We start from the raw sequence: 18,252 nt of genomic DNA on the forward strand, positions 1-18,252 counted from the left end.
TGGTAGGAAGGTTCACATGGAAGGTGCCTTCGCCACGACAGTCCGGCGGTTCCGGTTACGCGCGGGACTGACCCAGGAATCCCTCTCCGAGCGTTCCGGCGTCTCGGTCAGCACCATCCGCGGCATGGAGACCGGGAAACGGCGCAACCCACAACTTGCCTCGGTACGTCAACTGGCCTCCGCACTCGGCCTACGGCCGGCGGAACTGGACGAACTGCTGGCCGCTGCGGCGGGCGCGCCTGAACACCCGACGATGCCGGTCCCGCGCCAACTGCCCGCCCCGCCGGCCCCGTTCGTAGGTCGCCGTCACGAGCTCGACCGGCTCGACGCCGCGCTGCGGTCCGGGTCGGGCGCAGCGGCCCCCGTGGTCGTCTCCGCGATCGCAGGGGCCGGCGGGGTCGGCAAGTCATGGCTGATACTGCACTGGGCTCACCGCAACGCCGACCGGTTCCCCGACGGGCAGCTCTTCGTCGATCTCCGGGGCTTCAGCCCCGACAGCGACCCCATGGACCCGGCCGTGGCGGTCCGCGGCTTCCTCGACGCCCTGGGCGTCGACCCCGGCCGCATCCCCGTCGCGCCCCACGCTCAGGCGGCCCTGTTCCGCAGCCTGGTGGCGGACAAGCAGATGCTGCTGCTGCTCGACAACGCCGCTGACACCGCCCACGTCACGTCTTTGCTGCCGGGCGGAGACACCTGCACCGTGGCGGTCACCAGCCGCAACCGGCTGTCGGGCCTGATCACCGGCCACGGCGCCCGCCACCTGTCCGTCGGCACGCTCACCGACACCGAGGCCCACGCACTCCTCGTAGCCCGACTCGGCACCGGGCGCGTCGACGCCGAGCCCTCGGCGGTCGAAGACCTCATCGGCCTGTGCGGCGGATTCCCGCTGGCGCTCAGCATCGTCGCCGGCCGCGCCCACACCCATCCCCACATGCCCCTGGCCGATCTGGCCGGCGAACTGCGCGAGGGCGCGCTCGACGTACTGGACGACGCCGACCCCGCCGCGAGCCTCCCAGCGGTGCTCTCCTTGTCCCACCGGGCGTTGACCGACGAGGAAGCCGAGGTCTTCGCTCTGCTCGCGATGGCCCCCGGACCCGACATCAGCCTGCCTGCCGCCACCAGCCTCACCAGCCTCGGCAGGAGCCGGACCAGGGCCGTGCTGCGCAGCCTGGAGCAGGCGTCCCTGGTCGACCAGGACGCCGTCGGCCGCTACCGGATGCACGACCTCATCCGCCGTTACGCGGCCACCGCCCACCAGCTGTCCGACAGTGCACGCGAGACGGCGTTGCGGCGGGTGCTCGACTTCTACACCCACACCGCGTACGCCGCCGCCCGTCTCCTGGACTCCCATCGCGACCCCATCGAGCTCGCCCCGCCGCTGCCCGCCTGCAGCCCACAGCCGCTGCCCGACATCCCGGCCGCGATGGACTGGTTCGACACCGAGCACAGGAACCTGCTCGCCGCCCAGCGCACCGCCGTCGCGCACACCCTCCACCAGACGGCCTGGCAGCTGGCCTGGACGCTGTACGACTTCCACTACCGGCGAGGTCACCGCCACGATCAGCTCGGCGCGTGGCAGATCGCCGTCGACTCAGCCGGCCGCCTGGCCGACGCCGGCGCCCAGATCCTCACCTACCGGCTTCTGGGCCGAGCCCACGTCGTGCTCGGACACCATCAGGAGGCGATCGCCGCCATGAACGAGGCGCTCGCCCTGAGCGAGCAGCAGAACGACCGCGCCCTGCAGGCCAAGGCGCACTACACTCTCGCGTCGATCTGGCCCGACGGCCGGCGCGCTCTCGAGCACGCCAGACGTTCACTCGACCTGTACCGCGGACTCGACCAGCCGATCGGTGAGGCCAACGCACTCAACGCCGTGGGCTGGTACGCCGCGCGTCTCGGGGATCACGACACCGCCCGCGAACACTGCCAGTCCGCCCTCGCCCTCTACCAGCACCACCAGGACGTGAACGGCCAGGCACAGACCCTGGACAGCCTCGGCTACATCGACCACCACAGCGGCCGGCATCACGACGCCGTCCGGCACTACCTCCACGCCATAAGCCTCTACCGCGACCTCGACAACACCTACGAAACCGCCGACACACTCGATCGGCTCGGTCACGCCCACGCCGCACTGGGCCACGACGACCAGGCCCTCGACGTATGGCGGCAGGCGCTGCATCTGTACCGGCGACAGGGACGCGATCAGGAAGCCGAGGAGGTGGACCGCCGGCTCGACGAGCTGGGCCGGGGAAACGCCGCGGACGGCGTCCACTGACGAAACGCTCCGCACGCCCGGCCCCCACGGCATGCGGCGACCGGCCGACCGATCGGCCGACCGGTCACAGGTGAACGGTTCGTGACCTGTTGGCCCATCCGGCACGTCAGCACCATGGTTCCAGTGACAGCACGGTGTGCGGTGCACAGCACACCACTGTCGAACGCCGCGTTCCAGGCGTCCCACCTGCTGAATGGACCCGACATGCCCCACTCCGCGAACACCCGCCCTCGTCCGCGTCTGACAGCGCGCGGCCAGGCCGGCATCGCCACCGCAGCCGCCGCCCTCTCCGTGCTCGGCGCGTTCGCCGCACCGGCCCAGGCGGCCGACGCTGTCGAGCACTACGGCAATGCCGCCACCGGCTCCTGCCTCGACGACTCGGCCGCCGGCCTGCGCGGCTTCAGCTGCAACGGTTCGGACTTCCAGAACTGGCGCGTCCACGTGTGGAACGACGGCACCCGCCAGTTCCGCAACCTCGCCACCGGGCGCTGCCTCTACGACGACGGAGTCACCCTCGCCACCAGGTCCTGCAACTCCTCGACCCAGCAGAGCTGGTGGGTGTGGCAGCGCGGCGGCGGCGCGATCTCCCTGGAGAACCAGGCCACCCGCGAATGCCTGGACGACAGCGAGTTCGGTCTGCGCACCATCGGATGCGACGCAGGCAACCGGCACCAGAACTGGCGGTGACCGCGCCCTTCAGGTCAGGCCGCAGACGGCGACATCACACGACATTCGAGGTGATTCACATGCGTTTCCGTAGAGCTGCCGCCGCGACGGCCGCCGCGATGATGCTGGCGGGTGGAGGAGTGCTCATCAGCTCCGGTGCGGCTCAGGCCGCCCCCGCCGCCTGTCACACCGAGATCCGCTACGTGCCGATGAATGTTCTCCGCACCACGAAGATCTTCGAGAACGGACACTGGGTCACCAAGATCATCACGGTGACGGTCACCTTTCCGATCTCAACCGTCGTATGTGACTAGGGTCCGTCTTCGGACGGACAGCACCCGGGGCAGGTACGACGTACCAGAGACCGCCGCCTCGCAGGAGGCGGCGGTCTTGTCGGTTCGGCTGGGTACGGTCGGGTCGGGCAGCCGGGTCCGTGCCGTCAGAGGCGAGGGCTGTGACGCGAACGCGAACTGGGCCTCACCCCTCGCCGGCGGCCTCGGGGGCGTCGTCGGCGCGGGCCGCCTCGTCCTGCGCCATCCCGAGAAAACGCCGAATCGCTTCGACCGGCATGTCCAGCCCCTCGGACGCCGCGTGCTCGTCGCCGAAGACCTGCACCGCCTCGGTGACGGCCACGGCCAGTTCGAGCTCGGCCTTGCGGACCTTGGCCTCGGCCTTGTCCACGGTGTCCACCACCGCAAGCTGGCGACGCTGCTTCTCCTGCAGCCTCTGTTTGCGGGAAAGGGTCTTCTCGGAGTTCTGCACAGACATGACCAAGATCATAATCTGTGGACCGCGCTTACCTGAACTCCACCGCTCACGAACGCCGTTGAGGCGGGTCGATCGTCGCGGGAGGCGACGAACGGCCACGCCTTCCGGCTGACCGGTCAGGCAGCGCGGCAGAGCGACGCGCGGTCGGTCGGGGTCGCGCCACGGGTCGTTGCCGGGTGCACGGGACGGGCCTCGCCGGCTGCGTCGCCGCCTCCCGGGCCGCCGCTCGCGGAGCCCGCGGCCTCCGAACGACTGCGCGCGAAGACCACGAGGCGGAGCACCGCGAACCGCGCGACACCGGCGAGCCCCGTGGCGGACAGGTACACGATCTGCTCGAGCACCGCACCGGGCGTCGCCATCAGCTGCCGCAGAACGAACATCGCCACGCAGGTCACCGCGTACGCGGCCGCCGCGGACCCGGCCGACTGCGCATGCTGCCGCCCCGTGGCACGTCCGCCGGCACCGAAGGTGAATCGGGCGTGCAGCTCGGTGGCGAGGAGCGTGGAAACCGCGGTGGTCAGGGCGTTGGCCAGGACCCACGGCGTCCAGGAGGCGAGCGCCGCCACTGCGAAGCTCGAGGCGATCCCCACCCCGCCGCCGCAGAGCACGAAGCGGGCGAACGAGGCGATGGCGTCGGACGTCCGCCGCCGCCCGCCCTGCACTGATTCCACGGTCCCCCGCCCCGTTGCCCCATCACTGTTGCGTAACGCGCACTTCCCGGCCCTCACAGCCTCTGCCCCCTCGTTCCTCATACCGGAAACGCTACGTTGCATTCATATTTTCGGCAACTGATTTACCGCAAGCGGGCACAGTACACGCAGGTGAACGTGATGAAAATGTTGCAATGACGCCGCGCTAACGCAACCCTGCCCAACATTCGTTGCAACGAGCGAGGATGAACGCTACACCGAGGGTCCGACGGGGACAGACAGGGCAGTCGCCGGACCCACCCAAGCTGAACCCACTTGTGTTTCGCCTGAGGCGCGCTCGCGCGGCAGTCACCGACACCGCGGCGAGGCCGGCGACCCCGAAGTGGACGGTGGGACGGGGGACGGGTGTCCACGACGGGCGGGCGCCGGCCGGCCGCAGTGCTCACGCGGTGTTTCCCGAGGGTTTCCCGTTGCCCGTCCGGCCGGGCAACGTGCGTGCGTCGACAGGACGGTCGAGCTGCCAGCAGGCTGCTGTGAGGCACCCCTTCACGGCGCCGGACAACCGCCGTGGCTGCTTCACCCACGCCGACAGCAAACGGCCGGCCGGCCGTGCGACGAACGACCACGGCCGGAGGAAACGGGGAACGACATGAGAAGACAGAGACAACGCGACCGCGACCGTGACGGAGGAACACCGCACGGCCGCTTCCGACCGCTGCGACTGCTGCTCGCCGCCGCCGTCGCGGTCGCCTGCCTGGCCCTGCCGACAGCGGCGCCGGCGACCGCCGCGCCGGCCGCACCGGCCGCCGACACCTGTGCGCCGTTGAAGGCGGGAGCGAGCAACGCCGCCCAGGACGCCGTCAACGTCGCCTGCCGCTCCGTCGGTTGGATGTACGCCTGGGGCGGCGGCCACGCCGGGGGCCTGCCTGGCCCCAGCCAGGGCATGCTGGACACGGACCCGAGGTCCATCAACGATCCGACGTACTGGAGCTTCGACTGCATCGGCCTCGTGCGCTGGGCCTGGTACAAGGCCACCCGCCAGGACATCATCAGCGAGCGCACCACGCAGTCCACCTGGCAGGACCCGGGCTACGCCCACACAAGGTTCACCAAGGCGCAGGGCGAGGCTCCGCTGCTGCCCGGTGACATCATGTACTTCGGAGAGGGACTCAGCCACGTCGCCCTCTATCTCGGCAACGGCAAGCGGCTCGAGTCACCACAATCGGGCGAGGTCGTCCGAGTCTCGGACATCCCCTGGGCCGGCTACCAGGGTTCGCTGCGGCCCGAAGTCTCGGGCGTCTTCCCGGTGTGGGAGTACGACGGTCTCGGCAAGCAGGTGAAGACCTGGGGTCAGCCGAACCTGCGCACCGACTCCACCACCGGCAGCGGCATCAACTGGACGGTGACCAACGGCATTTCCGTCGCCGTGCGGGCGCTGTGCCAGCGCGTCGGGGAACGGGCGACCGTGGACGGCATGGTCAACAACGTCTGGACCTATCTGCCGGACTACCGCAGCTGGATCAGCAACCTCTTCCTCCAGGGCCCGGCGATCACACCTGGCGTGCCGTCGTGCGGGGACTACTCGAGAATCGGCGGCACGCTGGAGGGCGCGTCCTCCAACACCTCCTGCGGTGACGGTACCCCGCCCGAATCCGCCGGTGCGTGGTCGGCCAAGTCCGCCACCGTGTTCGGCCGCACGGTCGAGCTGCGCTACAACGGCACGACGGCCTGTGCCTGGGGCCGAATCTCCGGCGGCACGATCGGTGACGAGATCTGGGTCGATCGCAGCAGCGACGGCGGGGACACCTGGGAGCCGATGCTCGGCTACACGACCGTCACCTCCGGCGGCGACGCGTACACCACCCAGTGGAACGACAACGGCCTGGTGATGCGTGCCTGCGGCACCAACGGCAAGGGCGGCTCCATCGTCTGCACGGGCTGGTTCTGACATCCGTCGCCTCGCGACGACGGCCGACACACGCATCGACGACATCGCCGACCGGCTCGACGGCGTGCCCGACCGCCCTCGGTCACGCCTCCCATGCATCGAGGACAAGGGAGAACCATGTTCCAAAAACACGTCAAGGCAGCCATGATCACCACCGCGCTGGCCACTGTGCTGGCCGGCACGCTGGCCGCACCTTCCGCACAGGCGGCTCCTGCGGCAGCGGCCGCCGAGTGCGGCGTGCGGGCCCACGACGGCCTGCTGTGGTGCGGGAACCGCGGAGACGCACCGACCCGGCTGCAGCCGTTCCACGAAAGCCCCTTCAACGGCCTGCTGAAGTCGACGTTCAGCTACTTCACCTGCTGGTCGACGGGCGGACTGCACGGCGGTGGGAACACCACCTGGTACCGCACGGTGCCCGACTGGATCAGCGAGGGCAGGGAGGGTTATGTGCCGGCCGACTGGGTGTTCACCCCCAGTTGGTTCGACGCCGACCCGAGCAGGTACGGGCTGCGGCACTGCTGAGAACGCGTCCGCCGATCCCCTCTCCGGCCAAGGACGCCTCAGTCGGATGCGGCACGGCTGCGCCGGGCGTCGAAGAGTTCGACGGGGTGGGCTGTGGTGCCGGTCATGGCGAGGTCGGCGATGATCTCCCCGACCACCGGGACGAATTTGAAGCCGTGACCCGAGAACCCGCAGGCGACGGTCACCTGGGGATGGGCGGGGTGGGTGGACAGCACGAAGTGCTCGTCCGGAGTCAGTGAGTAGGTGCAGGCGGCTCCCTTGACGAAGGGGCCGGCCAGCGCGGGGATGCGCGGGCGCAGATACGCGCGCATCGCCTCCACCTCCTGCGGGTGGATCTCCCGGTCCAGCCGGTCGGGATCGGCGGCGGCGCCCTTGTCGTGGAAGGCGACCTTGGCGCCGCCGTCCGGTCCGTCCAGGGCGGGGAAGCCGTAGATGTCGGTGCCGGCGCGGTCCTCCCACACGTACACGGGGTGGCGGTCCGGAGCGAAGGGCGCGGTCCCGCCGCGTGGGGCGAACCAGTACATGGCGCGACGTTCCACACGCACCGGGACGCCGATGTCCGCCAGCAGCCGGGGCGCCCACGCGCCGGGCGCGATGACCAGCCGGTCCGCGACGTACGTCCCGCGGGAGGTGACGACCCGGGCCCCGCCGTGGGCGTCGATCTCCCACCTCGAAGCCGGCTCCTCGAAACGCAGCTCGGCACCGCCGGCAGCGGCCAGGTCGAGATGGGCGCGGACCGTGAGTTCGGGCCGGACCACGCCCGCCCCGCGCTCGTAGAAGGCCACCTCGTCTGCGGCCGGGGAGAAGGTGGGAAAGCGCCGACGGATGTCCGCGCTGTCGAGGACCTCGTGGTCCAGGCCCCACGCCTCGGCGCTGCGGACGCTGCCGGCGACCATGCGACTGTCCTGCGGCCCGATGACGAGGCCCCCGGTAGGAGTGAACACGTCGCGCCCCGACTCCGCGGCCAGCCGGTCCCACAGCTCTTGGGCGCGCAACAGCAACGGCACGTACGCCGCGCCCTCGGCGTAGCCCTGCCGATAGATGCGCGAACCGCCGTGGCTGGCGCCGAGAGCGTGGGCGGGCCCGAAGCGTTCCAGGCCGAGGACCCTCTCACCGCGCCGGCCGAGGTGGTACGCGGCAGAGCTGCCCATGCCACCCAGACCCAGCACGATGACGTCGTAGGTACGGGACACCATCGCCTCCCGGCGCTCGGATGCGCATCGGATGCGCATCGGAAAGTCCGCGGCGGCCTGACGGAGCCCGAACATCTCACAACTATCACGCGCAGGGCGCGGAGGTCAGACGGTGCGGGAGGAGGCGGGACGCCAGATGCGCAGATCGAGCTGTGCGGCTTCCTTCTCGAATCCCTGCTCCAGGAATCCGCCCTGCATGAACAGTGCATGTCGATCAACTCCCTCGACATGCAGGTCCCGTTCAGCGACCAGTCCCCGCACGTGCGGCCTTCCCGCATTATCGTCCTATCGACGATAATCGTAGATCACGGAGACTCCCCCGGTCACCGGGGACGGCGGCGACCACCCGGAGATCGTGTCCGCGGCGCGACGGGGTAGGCGCAGGGGAAAGCGGAGAAGGGAACACCATGACGACGTACGTGATCACCGTGCCCGGCACCTTCACCACCACCGTCGGGGACGACACCCGGACGCGCCTGGGCCGTGCCCTGCGCCCCTCCGATCCGCATCACACACGGATGGGAGACGCGCAGGACCTCGACCCTCTCACCGTGAACGAGGACGACACGTTCACCATCCGGCTCGCCGTCGAGGCGGACAGCGCCCCGCACGCCGAGGAGGACGCCCGCCGGCTCGCGAACTCGGCCCTGCACGACGCGGGGCTCGACGAGACCAGTGCGCCGCTCGGACCGGCCGTCGTCACCGGCATCGACTCCGAGGTGTAGCCGTCCCCACGGGATGACGCGAGGCGGCTCGACCCGGGCCGATGACGCGCGTTCGGTACGGAAATCACGGGGCGGCGCAGAGGGCGGAGACCGATCGGACCCGGGGGCACGCCACGCTCCGGGGCCTGCCTGCCGCCCTGCGCCGCCCTCCCGGTCAGCGACCGCCGTGCCGGTGCGACAGGCGCTCGAGCACCGCTCCCGCCATGGCCTGCTCACCCTTGGCGTTGGGGTGTGCGGGTGCTGCGGGCGAGGCGGGCTGCAGCGGCTCGACCCACCGCTGGGCCGCGGGCTTGCACATGTCGTGGCCGACGGTCGGACCGTAGGTGTCGACGTACTGAGCGCCGTTCCAGCGCGCCACCAGACGCAGCATCAGGTTGAGGCGCTTGCCGGTGTCCCGCAGGTAGGGGAAGTCGCGCGTCGCGAACGGCACCGAAGGTGCGCAGCCGCTGCCGTCGTCGGGCAGCAGGTCCGGGTAGCCGACGACGAGGACGCGGGCATGCGGCGCCCTGTCGTGCACGGCCTGCAGCACCCGGGCGACCTTGGGAGCGGTCTTGGCGATCGCCACGGTGAGCTGGTCCACGCCCGAGGCGCTGTAGTGGCGCTGGCAGGGGTTGCCACCGGGATCCTGCGGGGCCAGCTGGGCGCAGGTGCCGATGATGGAGCCGAAGCCGATGTCGTTGCCGCCGATCTGGACGGACACGATGTCACTGTTGCGGCCCACCGCGTCGAGCTGAGGAGCCTTGGTTCCCTGCGGCTTCCACATGTTCTCGGTCGTGGCCCCGCCACAGCTGACGTCGTTCAGGACGGCAGCCCGCAGCCGGCCGGCCACGATGGACGGGTAGTTGTGGTCGGAGCGGGCGCAGTAGGCGTCCACCTGCCGGGGGATGAGAGGGCCGGAGGTGTAGGAGTCGCCGAGCGCGACGTACCTCGTCTCGCCTTTCCCATCGTGCGCCGCGACGGGTGCCGCGGAGGCGGCCACCAGGGCGCAGCTGCCCAGCGCCGCGAGCAAGGTGACGCCCTTTCTGCCACGACCGGCCGTTCTCCCCGTACGCACGTCGTGCTGCATCGAGTCTCCCCCCTCGTCACCCACGCCCGCCGGCGACGCCGTCCGGACGGCCGACGTTCCGTCCGGCCAGGCTTGTATACCGCCGAGTAGGCCGTGGGGGCCAGCACCAGGAACGAAACAAACAGGGGTGTTCACTCGTGATCACGCGGATGTCGACCTTCCCTTCGCCCGGACGGCCGACGAAAGCGGCGAGGTCGCGGACAGACCGGGAAATCGTGTACTGGCCCATGCGGCCGGACGGGCGTCGCCCTCGCCCGGATGCTCTTCCGCCCTGCGCCAGGAGGACGGACCCCGTTTCCCCGGAGGTGAGCGATGAGTCCGGGCGGCGCATCGGGTCTGCCCTGTATGACTCGCATCATCGCCGACATCTCGGTCTCCGTGGACGGCTTCGTCACCGGGCCCGACCCCGGCCCGCACAACGGTCTGGGCACCGGCGGCGAGGCCCTGCACACATGGGCCTTCTCCGACGACCCCGACGACCGCCGGCATCTGCGCGAGGGGACCGCCCGCTCGGGCGCCGTCATCCTCGGCCGGCGGCTCTTCGACCTGGTCGACGGGCCGGAGGGCTGGGACGACACCACCGGCTACGGCGCCGGCGAGGTCGGCAAGCCCGCCTTCGTCGTCGTGACGAGCTCACCGCCGGACTCGGTGCGGCTCACCGACCTCGACTGGACGTTCGTCACCACCGGTCTGTCCGACGCCGTCCACGCTGCGCGCGAGCGCGCCGAGGCGGCGTCCCGGCGCAGCGGAAGGGACCTGGACGTCGTGCTCATGGGCGGTGGCGCCCTCATCGGCTCGGCGCTCGACGCAGGGCTGGTCGACATGCTGACACTCCACCTCGCACCCGTCGTCCTGGGCGCCGGGACACCGTTGTCCACCGGTGGAGCTCCCCGCACGCTGGTACAGAAGAGCGTGAAGTCGACGTCGACCGCGACGCACCTGACCTACGACGTCCTGTGACGTCCTCCTGACCGGCGCCTCCCCCGGCCCCGGACCTGGTCCGGGGAGGCAGTCCCCAAGGGCCCGTCGTCGACGGCCCCCGGTCACGGAAACGCCGCGACCGGGGGCTCGCCATCAGCTGCCGCGAAACACGCCCTAGTTCCGGTACCGGAACACGATCCGGCCGCGTGTCAGGTCGTACGGCGGGAGCTCGACCAGCACCCGGTCCTCCAGCAGGATCTTGATGTAGTTCTTGCGGATCTTCCCGCTGATGTGCGCGAGCACCTGATGGCCGTTGTCCAGCTCCACGGTGAACATGGCGCTGCGAAGGCACTCGACGATCTTGCCCTCGACTTCGATGACGTTCTTGTTCTTCGTCATCGGACCAACTCCAGGTTGCTGCTCACCGTTCGGGCGCCGACGCCCTCGAACAGCGCCGAGGCTGCCCCGTTGGACTCGTGGACCTCGGTCCAGGCCGCGGTGAATCCGGAGCGGTGCTGCGTCTCCAGCGCGTGGGCCAACAGCGCCCGCGCGATGCCGCGGCGCCGCTCTGCGGCCCGGACCGCGACCAGCCCGATGCGCGGCCGGATCGCCGTCACCACCCGGATCAGCCCCAGATAGCGGTCCGGCGCCGCGGCCACCGCGTACTTCGACGGGTCGCCGATGGTGTCGCCTTCGGGGTGGTGGACGACCTCCGCAGGCATCGACTGCCATCCGACGGCCGCCTCGACCTCGTCACGGATCGCCCGGTCCGCCGCCCGCAGCAGACGTTCGTCCGCCTGTCCGGCGGGCACGATCGTCACGCCCGGAGGCGGCAGGACCGCTTCGAGCCCGGTGACCCGCGGGTCGGTCGGCACGACGTACTCCCACTCGCGGCGGCGGACCGTGAACCCGGCACGCCGCCAGCCGGCCGTCAGCTCGTCGTCGGCCTCGTCGACCACCGTGTACAGCGGCGCCGGCAGTTCCGCCAGCATCACCTCGACGAGCCGGTCGAACACGGCCCCGTGCCAGGCGTCGACGCTGACGAACAAGCGTCCGTCGGGCCGGTGCCCGGCATGCCCACGGCCGACCACCAGGTCGTCATCCAGTGCATGCCATTGCCGTTCAGCGACGCGCGTGATCATCACCGCGTTCTCGCCCAGGCCGGATGTGAAAGGCTTTGTGTTCATCGGAGTCTCCCTCCAGAAGTGCCTCGATCTCAGGCGCTCCTGGCGACACCGAACGTCAGCCGCCGGACCGTGACGGGTTGAGGGAGCACCCATGGGTAACTGTGTTCACGGGTCTCACCTCCATACGACGGTCTCACGGTCCACCGCGAACGTAGCAGCGGGTCGCCGCCTCGCTCAAACCCTTTTCCCGCCCGATCGCGGCTCCGCTTTTCGGACGGGCCCGCGCCGGATCTTGGGACAGGTTTTACGCGGCACGTGCAACTGGGGACCACGCCGCGACTGTCTCACCATGCGTCGGGCCTGTCAGGGCCGAGGACGAGAGAGCGGGGCAAGTCGTGGGACGGCGCAAGAGCGGCATAGGGATCGCACTGGTCACGGGTGTGATGCTGGTGGGCGCGAGCGCCTGCGGCGGGGGCGGAAGCGACAAGGCGGGCGGCGGCGACGCCAAGGCGTCGGGAGGCCCGAGCGTGAGTTCCTCGCCCTCTCCGAAGAAGCCCGCGGGTCCGCCGATGCTGCTGGAGACGATCACCCCGCAGACGGGAACCACGGTCGGCGTGGCCATGCCGATCTCGGTCGTCTTCACGAATCCGGTGGCGGCCAAGGCACGGGCCGCGGTCGAGAAGCACATGAAGGTGAGCACCTCGCAACCCGTGGTGGGCGCCTGGCACTGGTTCGGCGACAAGCGCGCCGACTGGCGCCCCAAGGAGTACTGGCCCTCCGGGACGACAGTGGAGATCAACGCCGATATGAACGGCGTCGGCAACGGCAACGGACGTTTCGGCGTGCGCAGTTACACGCACACCTTCAAGATCGGCGACGACGTGCGCGCGGACGTCTCGGTGACCGGCCACACCATGAAGGTGACCCGCAACGGCAGCACCCTGCGCAACCTGTCGATCAACGCGGGAAGCGCCCAGTATCCGACGTGGAACGGCACGATGGCCGTCATCGACAAGCAGGAGAAGGTCCACATGACCTCCTGCAGCGTCGGCATCAGCTGCGACAAGGGGAGCCCCAACTTCTACGATCTGACGCTGCCCTGGGACGTCCACCTGACCCAGTCCGGCACCTATGTGCACTATTCGACGGGCGACCCGAATCCGGGCGGTGGCAGTGCCCGCGGCTCGCACGGCTGTGTCCACCTGTCCCTGTCGGACGCCAAGTGGTTCTACGACCAGGTCAAGCAGGGTGATCCGGTCACCATCACCGGCTCTCCCCGCGCCAAGGCCTCGGCGGACAACGGGTACGCGGACTTCAACCTGGGATGGGACCAGTGGCTCGCCGGCAGCGCCTCCGGAGAGGGCACGACCGCGGTGGGCGCCGCCGCGCCCGCGTCTGGCGCCTGACCGCCGGCGTCCGCGGCGACGCAGACCGTGCTCCCCGCGTCGCCCGGACACGCGCCCTTTCATTGTCGTCGCCATGACGATGATCTCGGGATCATGAACGACGCGCCTTCACGGCCCACCGCCGGACCCGCCGGGACGACCTGCGAGGAACCGGCCCGGTGGACGGCGGAAAGGGTACTGGCTCCACGGACGACTCCGAGGAGGGGCGCGACCCCGGGAGCGGCAAAGCCTGCGGCGATCCCCCATCGCACCACGCGACCGCGGCGGAGCGACCATGAGTACCCCTGGATCGTGAGGGAACCGTCGAGCTGTGCCCGCCCGTCCCGTTCGCCCTACTGCGGGAACTGCTCGACCAGGGCGCTCCCCTGGGAGGATTCGAGGTCGCGCCGCACGGGTCGGACGAGTCCGAACTCACCCGACCGGTGCACCGCGCCCGTTGGGTGCTCGTCCCCGAAGAGGACGCCGATGCGGGCCAGGACGACGGCAAGGACCCTCCACGGGCCGTCAAGTACCTTCGCGTGAAAGATCCAGGGATCGAGGGCGTTCGACGTCGACGAGCGGATCCGTCGCCTGTCGGCGTGCATGGGCGCCGCCCGCGAATTCCGCGGACGCCTTCGCTACTGGGGTGACACGGGGAAGAGGACGGCGAGATCGTGCCCTCCAGGGAAGGCGGAGCGCCGTACTGGCGTCAGGTCGGCGGCCGGCACTGGTGACGACGGGCACGTGAAGGCGGGCACGTGAAGGCGGGCGGGGAAAGGGATGTTGGGCGTTCTCAACGGCTTCATGGTGATCGCCGTCGTCGTGGGCGCCGGATACGTCATCGGCCTTCGCGGGTACCTGGGCGACGAGGGCCGGCACGTCCTGACCAGGCTCGCCTTCGGTGTCGCCACCCCCTGTCTGCTCTTCACCACCCTTGCGCGCTCCGATCTGTCGATCCTGCTGTCGACGCGGCTGCTCGTCACCGCCATCAGCACCTCTGCGGCGGCCGTCCTCTTCGCCGCGATCGGCCTGCGCAACGGCTGGCGGGCGGGCCAACTCACCATCGGCGCCCTGTGCTCCAGCTATGTCAACGCCGCCAACCTCGGCATCCCGATCGCCGTCTACGTGCTGGGCGACGCGTCTCTCGTCGCGCCGGTCCTGCTCTTCCAGCAGATCGTCATCACCCCGCTCGCGCTGACCGTCCTCGACCTGACCCGGCCCGGCGAACGCCAGACCCTGGCGCGACGGCTGACCACTCCCTTCCGCAACCCGATGGCGGTCGGCACACTCGCGGGAGTGACCATGGCCGCCACGGGCCTGCCCCTCCCCCGCCCCGCCCTCGAACCCCTCACCCTCGTCGGAAACATGTCCGTCCCGGCGGTGCTGCTGGCCTTCGGCATCTCGCTCTGCGGCAGCGGCCTGCCCGCCCGGGGCGACAACCGTCCGGCGATCTGGCTCTCCGCCGCCATCAAGACCGTCGTCCAGCCCCTCATCGCCTGGGCTCTCGCCGCCGCCGTGTTCCGACTCCGCGGCGACGCCCTGCTCGACGTCGTCGTGGTCGCCGCTCTGCCCGCCGCCCAGAATCTCTACACCTACGCCTCCGAGTACCGGGTCGCCGAGCAACTCGCCCGTGAGTCGATCTTGTTGTCGACCCTCCTGTCGGTCCCCGCCCTGATCACCGTCGCGGCGCTGTTGGGAGGAAGCGGAATCACCCACAGTCGGCAGCCCACAGCCGGCAATGGCGGGCGTTCGGGAGACGCTGTTCGTCCGGTTCGGCTGCGGACCGCCCCTACGAGCAGGTCCAGCGGACCGGGTGGCCGGAGACGTCCGTGGTGAGCCAGGATCCGTCCCCGAGAGGCAGAAGGTCGTAGGGGTTGTCCGTGCGTGCGTCGAACTCGGACCGCACCTGGCCGGAGCGCGCGTCCACGAGGTAGTGACGGAACCACTCCTCCTCGTCCTCGGTCTCGCCGCCGAGGGTGACGACGACGGTGTCCGGGCTCAGATAGCCGCCGCTCCATTCCACGTGGACCTCGTCGGGGTCGTGTCCGAAGGCGTCGACGGACAGAGCGAACCTCACCTCACCGCCGGGGTGGGCGTGAACGGCGACGTCGGTCTGCTCGTGGTCGACGGTCATGAAGTGGTGTCCGTCGGGCGACAGCGCGATGAGGCACCGGTCCGCCCACGGATAGCCGACGAGATTCATCTCGGCCCCGGCCAGCGACGCGCGGTACATGACGGAGCCGTCCTGCCCTTCGCCCACGTCGAGGAGGACCTCGTCGCCCGCCGGATGCAGCAGTTGCCGCCCCCCGTGCCCGACGGTCTGCAGATCGGCCTGTGCGACGACCGCGCCGGTCTCGGCGTCCAGAGCCACCCACTGGTCTGGACGGTTGCGGCCGGCCATGGCGTCGGGCCGGTACACCCACAGCACGAGTCCGTTCGACGACAGCACACAACTGGGCCGGTGCCCGTGCCGCTGGGCCGACCGTGGCTCGAAGTGCGACCGCCAGACCTCGTCCCCCTCTGCCGTGGTGCAGACGACCGCGTCGAGCGTCGTGCAGTAGACGCGCGCAAGACCCGCGGCGACGGCGTGGTCGACGACGTCCCCGTCGGCGCAGGGCGGGCAGACCAGGACCGGCGACAGCACGCCCCGGCCGCCGGCCGCCAGGTCGTAGGCGCAGATGCGTCCGTCGACGAGCCGGGTGATCATCTGCGGGGAGCGAAGGGGGTGGTCCACGCCTCGCAGGTTAGCCGGGAAGTCCCCCGGCTTGCGGCAGACGGCCGATGAACTCCGCATCGCCCGGCGCGACGATACGCCGGGGCCCGGAGGGAACGCGGTTCAGGCGACGGGGCGGGCATGCACGCTGACGGCGTAGCCGCCGCCAGGACGGTAGGGGTCGCCGGACCAGGTGGCGAAACGCTGCCGCAGCGTCAGTCCTGCCTGTGCGCACCAGTCGTCGAACTCCTCCAGCGTCACCGTCGGTTCGGGCAGCGGCAGGTGCTCCGCGTCCAGCCCCATTCCGGTGATCAGCAGTCCGCCGGAGCGCAGTACGGCGGCGAGCTGCCGCACGACGGCCGGTTCGGTGCCGGGGGCCAGCAGGGGGATGACGTTTCCGGCCGCGAGCGCCAGGTCGAAGCCGGCTTCCAGGCCGAGGCCGTCCAGATACGCCAGGTCGCCGTGGAGCCATTCCTGTTCCGGGGCGTCACGGCGGGCGACGGCGAGCATCGAGACGTCGACGTCCACGCCCGTGCAACGGTGACCCAACCGGCTCAGTCGGATGGCGATCCGTCCGGTGCCGCAGCCGGCGTCGAGCACTCGGGCGGCAGGCTGCAGCAACGCGTCGCAGAAGGCGGCCTCGCCATGGACGTCCTGGCCTGACTCGGCCAACCGCGCAAACCTCCGGGCGTACTCCTCTCCGGCCTGCCCGCCTGTCAGCTTCGCCCAACGGTCGTCCTGGCTGCTCATGGTCTGCGTGCCTTCCGGTGGAGCCGAGGTGATCGGCGCTGAGAGAACCGTGCCACCGCGCATTCTTCTTCCTCGAGGCGGTCCTCGGCGTCTCGACGCGCGATCGGCGGCCCGACTGCCGCGAGCGCCTCCGGTTGCGTCCCAATTCAGCCTATTGCGCCGCGAGTTATGGCTGAAAACCCCAGCTAACCCGGCACAACCATCCAGATGCCCCGCGGGTCACATAAGGCAGGAGTAACCAACTCGTAAGATCACAAGGGGGAAAAATGCGCTTCACTCACTCCATGCTGGGCGCCACGGCTCTGGCGGCTCTGTCGCTGGGGGCCACGACCGCTCTCGCGGCACCCGCCTCCGCCGCACCCAACACCACACCGCAGAAGGTCTGCGGAAGCAGCTACAAGACCGTGAACTCCGCGCCCGTCGGCTCGCTGGGCACCGTCTACCTGACGTACAACGCCTCCAACGGAAAGAACTGCGTCACGACCATCCGCAGCAACCCCGGCACCGCCGTGGACATGTCCGCGTGGATCTACGTCCCCGCCACCGACAACAGCGACGGTGACTACGGGACGTACACGTCCTACGCGGGTCCGACGTACATCTACGGCAAGGGCCAGTGCGTCGACTGGGGCGGCTACATCAAGAACGTGTACGTCCAGGTGTCCGGCTCCAACTGCGGCTCCCTGCGGGAGCACCGGGTCACCTACACCCGCTGACACCCGCTCCTCCTGCCCGGCCGCAACGGCCGGTGTGCCGTCCGCCCCGTCCTGCGGGAAACGACCGTCCACGGTCGACGGGACGACGACATGCCGCAGGCCGCACAGGAGGTGGTGTCGGCTCGGCTCGGCACTGGCGGAAAGCACGCGGTTCCGCCGGGACGGCACACATGATCCGCACCCCGGATCCTCGGTGGCGGGCGCGCCCGTAGGACGGCTCCGTGCCGAGCTCGCGCTCGACGCGGACCGGCCCGACGGGTGCGCCCGGAATCCGTGACCGCTGTCCGTCAGCGGGTGCGCCTGATGCGGATCGGGCCGCGGGCCTCTGCCGGCTCGACGGGGCGGCCGGCCTGCGTGATCTCCACCTCGCCGGCCTCGACCAGCCGCCGGGCCGCACGACGGGCCGGTTCCATGAGCGCGCGCCAGCCGTCGTCGTCCCCTTCGTGCACAGCCCGCGCGGCGTCGGAGGGGCAGATGGAGGCCGTGGGACCGCGGCGCTCCAGCAGCTCCATGATCGCCCGCTCGAGACGGCGGCCGTTGTGCCGTTCGATGTCCGCCATACCGCCATTGTCCGCCGCCGGCGCGCAGCAGGACAGCGGCGGACCCGCGCGGCAGACGGCCGTGAAGTGATCCGTCGGGGCGGGGGGGTGTCTCTATGTCTTTCGTCAAGGACGTAGTGCCGGGTTTGGTGCTGTTTGGGATGGTCATGCGGCGAGGGTGATGGCGGGGGTGCGGGACTCATAGAAGGTGCCGTCTCGGAGCATGGCGAACAGGACGCTGATGCGTTGGCGGGCGAGTCTCAGGAGTGCCTGGGTGTGGGTTTT

General features: G+C 70.3%; 20 protein-coding genes. 10 read left to right on the plus strand and 10 right to left on the minus strand.

All coding sequences use genetic code 11. From position 1 onward, the window contains the following. The first annotated feature begins 16 nt into the window (after positions 1 to 16). The 3 genes from ACN6LD_RS25975 to ACN6LD_RS25985 all read left to right on the plus strand — a co-directional run bounded on the left by ACN6LD_RS25975 (position 17) and on the right by ACN6LD_RS25985 (position 3,258). Positions 17 to 2,278, plus strand: coding sequence for an ATP-binding protein (locus ACN6LD_RS25975; RefSeq protein WP_445044423.1), 2,262 nt, complete (start codon positions 17 to 19; stop codon positions 2,276 to 2,278). 204 nt (positions 2,279 to 2,482) lie between these two features. Next, on the plus strand, positions 2,483 to 2,965 hold the full coding sequence (locus ACN6LD_RS25980; protein ID WP_319192839.1) for an RICIN domain-containing protein: 483 nt from the start codon (positions 2,483 to 2,485) through the stop codon (positions 2,963 to 2,965). Between the two features lie 59 nt (positions 2,966 to 3,024). Then, entirely contained in the window at positions 3,025 to 3,258 is a 234-nt protein-coding gene (locus tag ACN6LD_RS25985) for a hypothetical protein (RefSeq protein WP_319192841.1), read from the plus strand. A gap of 163 nt (positions 3,259 to 3,421) precedes the next feature. On the opposite strand, the gene ACN6LD_RS25990 is transcribed toward ACN6LD_RS25985, so the two are convergent. Together ACN6LD_RS25990 and ACN6LD_RS25995 are read right to left on the minus strand one after the other, a co-directional pair. Then, on the minus strand, positions 3,422 to 3,712 hold the full coding sequence (locus tag ACN6LD_RS25990; protein WP_319192843.1) for a hypothetical protein: 291 nt from the start codon (positions 3,710 to 3,712) through the stop codon (positions 3,422 to 3,424). 116 nt (positions 3,713 to 3,828) lie between these two features. Further along, positions 3,829 to 4,383, minus strand: a complete 555-nt coding sequence (locus ACN6LD_RS25995) for a GtrA domain-containing protein (protein WP_319192845.1) — start codon at positions 4,381 to 4,383, stop codon at positions 3,829 to 3,831. Between the two features lie 628 nt (positions 4,384 to 5,011). Here ACN6LD_RS25995 and ACN6LD_RS26000 point away from each other — a divergent pair. Both ACN6LD_RS26000 and ACN6LD_RS26005 read left to right on the plus strand, forming a co-directional pair. Continuing rightward, positions 5,012 to 6,310, plus strand: a complete 1,299-nt coding sequence (locus ACN6LD_RS26000; protein ID WP_319192846.1) for an NlpC/P60 family protein — start codon at positions 5,012 to 5,014, stop codon at positions 6,308 to 6,310. Positions 6,311 to 6,427: 117 nt separating this feature from the next. Continuing rightward, positions 6,428 to 6,832, plus strand: a complete 405-nt coding sequence (locus ACN6LD_RS26005) for a hypothetical protein (RefSeq protein WP_319192848.1) — start codon at positions 6,428 to 6,430, stop codon at positions 6,830 to 6,832. A 38-nt stretch (positions 6,833 to 6,870) separates the two neighbouring features. On the opposite strand, the gene solA is transcribed toward ACN6LD_RS26005, so the two are convergent. After that, positions 6,871 to 8,025: an N-methyl-L-tryptophan oxidase gene (solA, locus tag ACN6LD_RS26010; RefSeq protein WP_445044428.1), complete on the minus strand. Its 1,155-nt coding sequence runs from the start codon at positions 8,023 to 8,025 to the stop codon at positions 6,871 to 6,873. 407 nt (positions 8,026 to 8,432) lie between these two features. On the opposite strand from solA, the gene ACN6LD_RS26015 reads away from it, so the two are divergent. Then, positions 8,433 to 8,750: a hypothetical protein gene (locus ACN6LD_RS26015; RefSeq protein WP_319192849.1), complete on the plus strand. Its 318-nt coding sequence runs from the start codon at positions 8,433 to 8,435 to the stop codon at positions 8,748 to 8,750. A gap of 154 nt (positions 8,751 to 8,904) precedes the next feature. Here ACN6LD_RS26015 and ACN6LD_RS26020 read toward each other — a convergent pair whose 3' ends face one another. Beyond that, positions 8,905 to 9,816: an SGNH/GDSL hydrolase family protein gene (locus ACN6LD_RS26020; protein WP_319192851.1), complete on the minus strand. Its 912-nt coding sequence runs from the start codon at positions 9,814 to 9,816 to the stop codon at positions 8,905 to 8,907. A gap of 345 nt (positions 9,817 to 10,161) precedes the next feature. Here ACN6LD_RS26020 and ACN6LD_RS26025 point away from each other — a divergent pair, with 345 nt between their 5' ends. Further along, on the plus strand, positions 10,162 to 10,776 hold the full coding sequence (locus tag ACN6LD_RS26025) for a dihydrofolate reductase family protein (RefSeq protein ID WP_445044424.1): 615 nt from the start codon (positions 10,162 to 10,164) through the stop codon (positions 10,774 to 10,776). A 135-nt stretch (positions 10,777 to 10,911) separates the two neighbouring features. On the opposite strand, the gene infA is transcribed toward ACN6LD_RS26025, so the two are convergent. Then, entirely contained in the window at positions 10,912 to 11,136 is a 225-nt protein-coding gene (gene infA / locus ACN6LD_RS26030; RefSeq protein ID WP_057577150.1) for a translation initiation factor IF-1, read from the minus strand. Further along, positions 11,133 to 11,924, minus strand: a complete 792-nt coding sequence (locus ACN6LD_RS26035; RefSeq protein WP_319192854.1) for a GNAT family N-acetyltransferase — start codon at positions 11,922 to 11,924, stop codon at positions 11,133 to 11,135. Before ACN6LD_RS26035 ends, infA begins: the two co-directional genes overlap by 4 nt. A gap of 335 nt (positions 11,925 to 12,259) precedes the next feature. Between ACN6LD_RS26035 and ACN6LD_RS26040 the strand changes: the two genes are divergently transcribed. Then, entirely contained in the window at positions 12,260 to 13,270 is a 1,011-nt protein-coding gene (locus ACN6LD_RS26040; protein WP_319192855.1) for a L,D-transpeptidase, read from the plus strand. Between the two features lie 332 nt (positions 13,271 to 13,602). Here the strand turns inward: ACN6LD_RS26040 and ACN6LD_RS26045 are convergent, their stop codons facing one another. Further along, positions 13,603 to 13,854: a hypothetical protein gene (locus ACN6LD_RS26045; protein ID WP_319192856.1), complete on the minus strand. Its 252-nt coding sequence runs from the start codon at positions 13,852 to 13,854 to the stop codon at positions 13,603 to 13,605. A gap of 175 nt (positions 13,855 to 14,029) precedes the next feature. Between ACN6LD_RS26045 and ACN6LD_RS26050 the strand changes: the two genes are divergently transcribed. Next, positions 14,030 to 15,085, plus strand: a complete 1,056-nt coding sequence (locus ACN6LD_RS26050; RefSeq protein ID WP_445044425.1) for an AEC family transporter — start codon at positions 14,030 to 14,032, stop codon at positions 15,083 to 15,085. Here the strand turns inward: ACN6LD_RS26050 and ACN6LD_RS26055 are convergent. Next, entirely contained in the window at positions 15,039 to 15,983 is a 945-nt protein-coding gene (locus tag ACN6LD_RS26055) for a hypothetical protein (protein WP_445044426.1), read from the minus strand. The two genes, ACN6LD_RS26050 and ACN6LD_RS26055, sit on opposite strands and share 47 nt — an antisense overlap. Positions 15,984 to 16,085: 102 nt before the next feature. Continuing rightward, complete coding sequence (locus ACN6LD_RS26060) at positions 16,086 to 16,712, minus strand: class I SAM-dependent methyltransferase (protein WP_445044427.1); 627 nt, start codon at positions 16,710 to 16,712, stop codon at positions 16,086 to 16,088. 266 nt (positions 16,713 to 16,978) lie between these two features. On the opposite strand from ACN6LD_RS26060, the gene ACN6LD_RS26065 reads away from it, so the two are divergent. Next, a complete protein-coding gene (locus ACN6LD_RS26065) occupies positions 16,979 to 17,428 on the plus strand; it encodes a spore-associated protein (RefSeq protein ID WP_319192860.1) in 450 nt (149 codons plus the stop codon). A gap of 287 nt (positions 17,429 to 17,715) precedes the next feature. Here ACN6LD_RS26065 and ACN6LD_RS26070 read toward each other — a convergent pair whose 3' ends face one another. Next, a complete protein-coding gene (locus tag ACN6LD_RS26070) occupies positions 17,716 to 17,988 on the minus strand; it encodes a DUF3253 domain-containing protein (RefSeq protein ID WP_319192861.1) in 273 nt (90 codons plus the stop codon). Positions 17,989 to 18,252 lie beyond the last annotated feature (264 nt).

This window comes from Streptomyces sp. SAS_272, assembly GCF_052543235.1.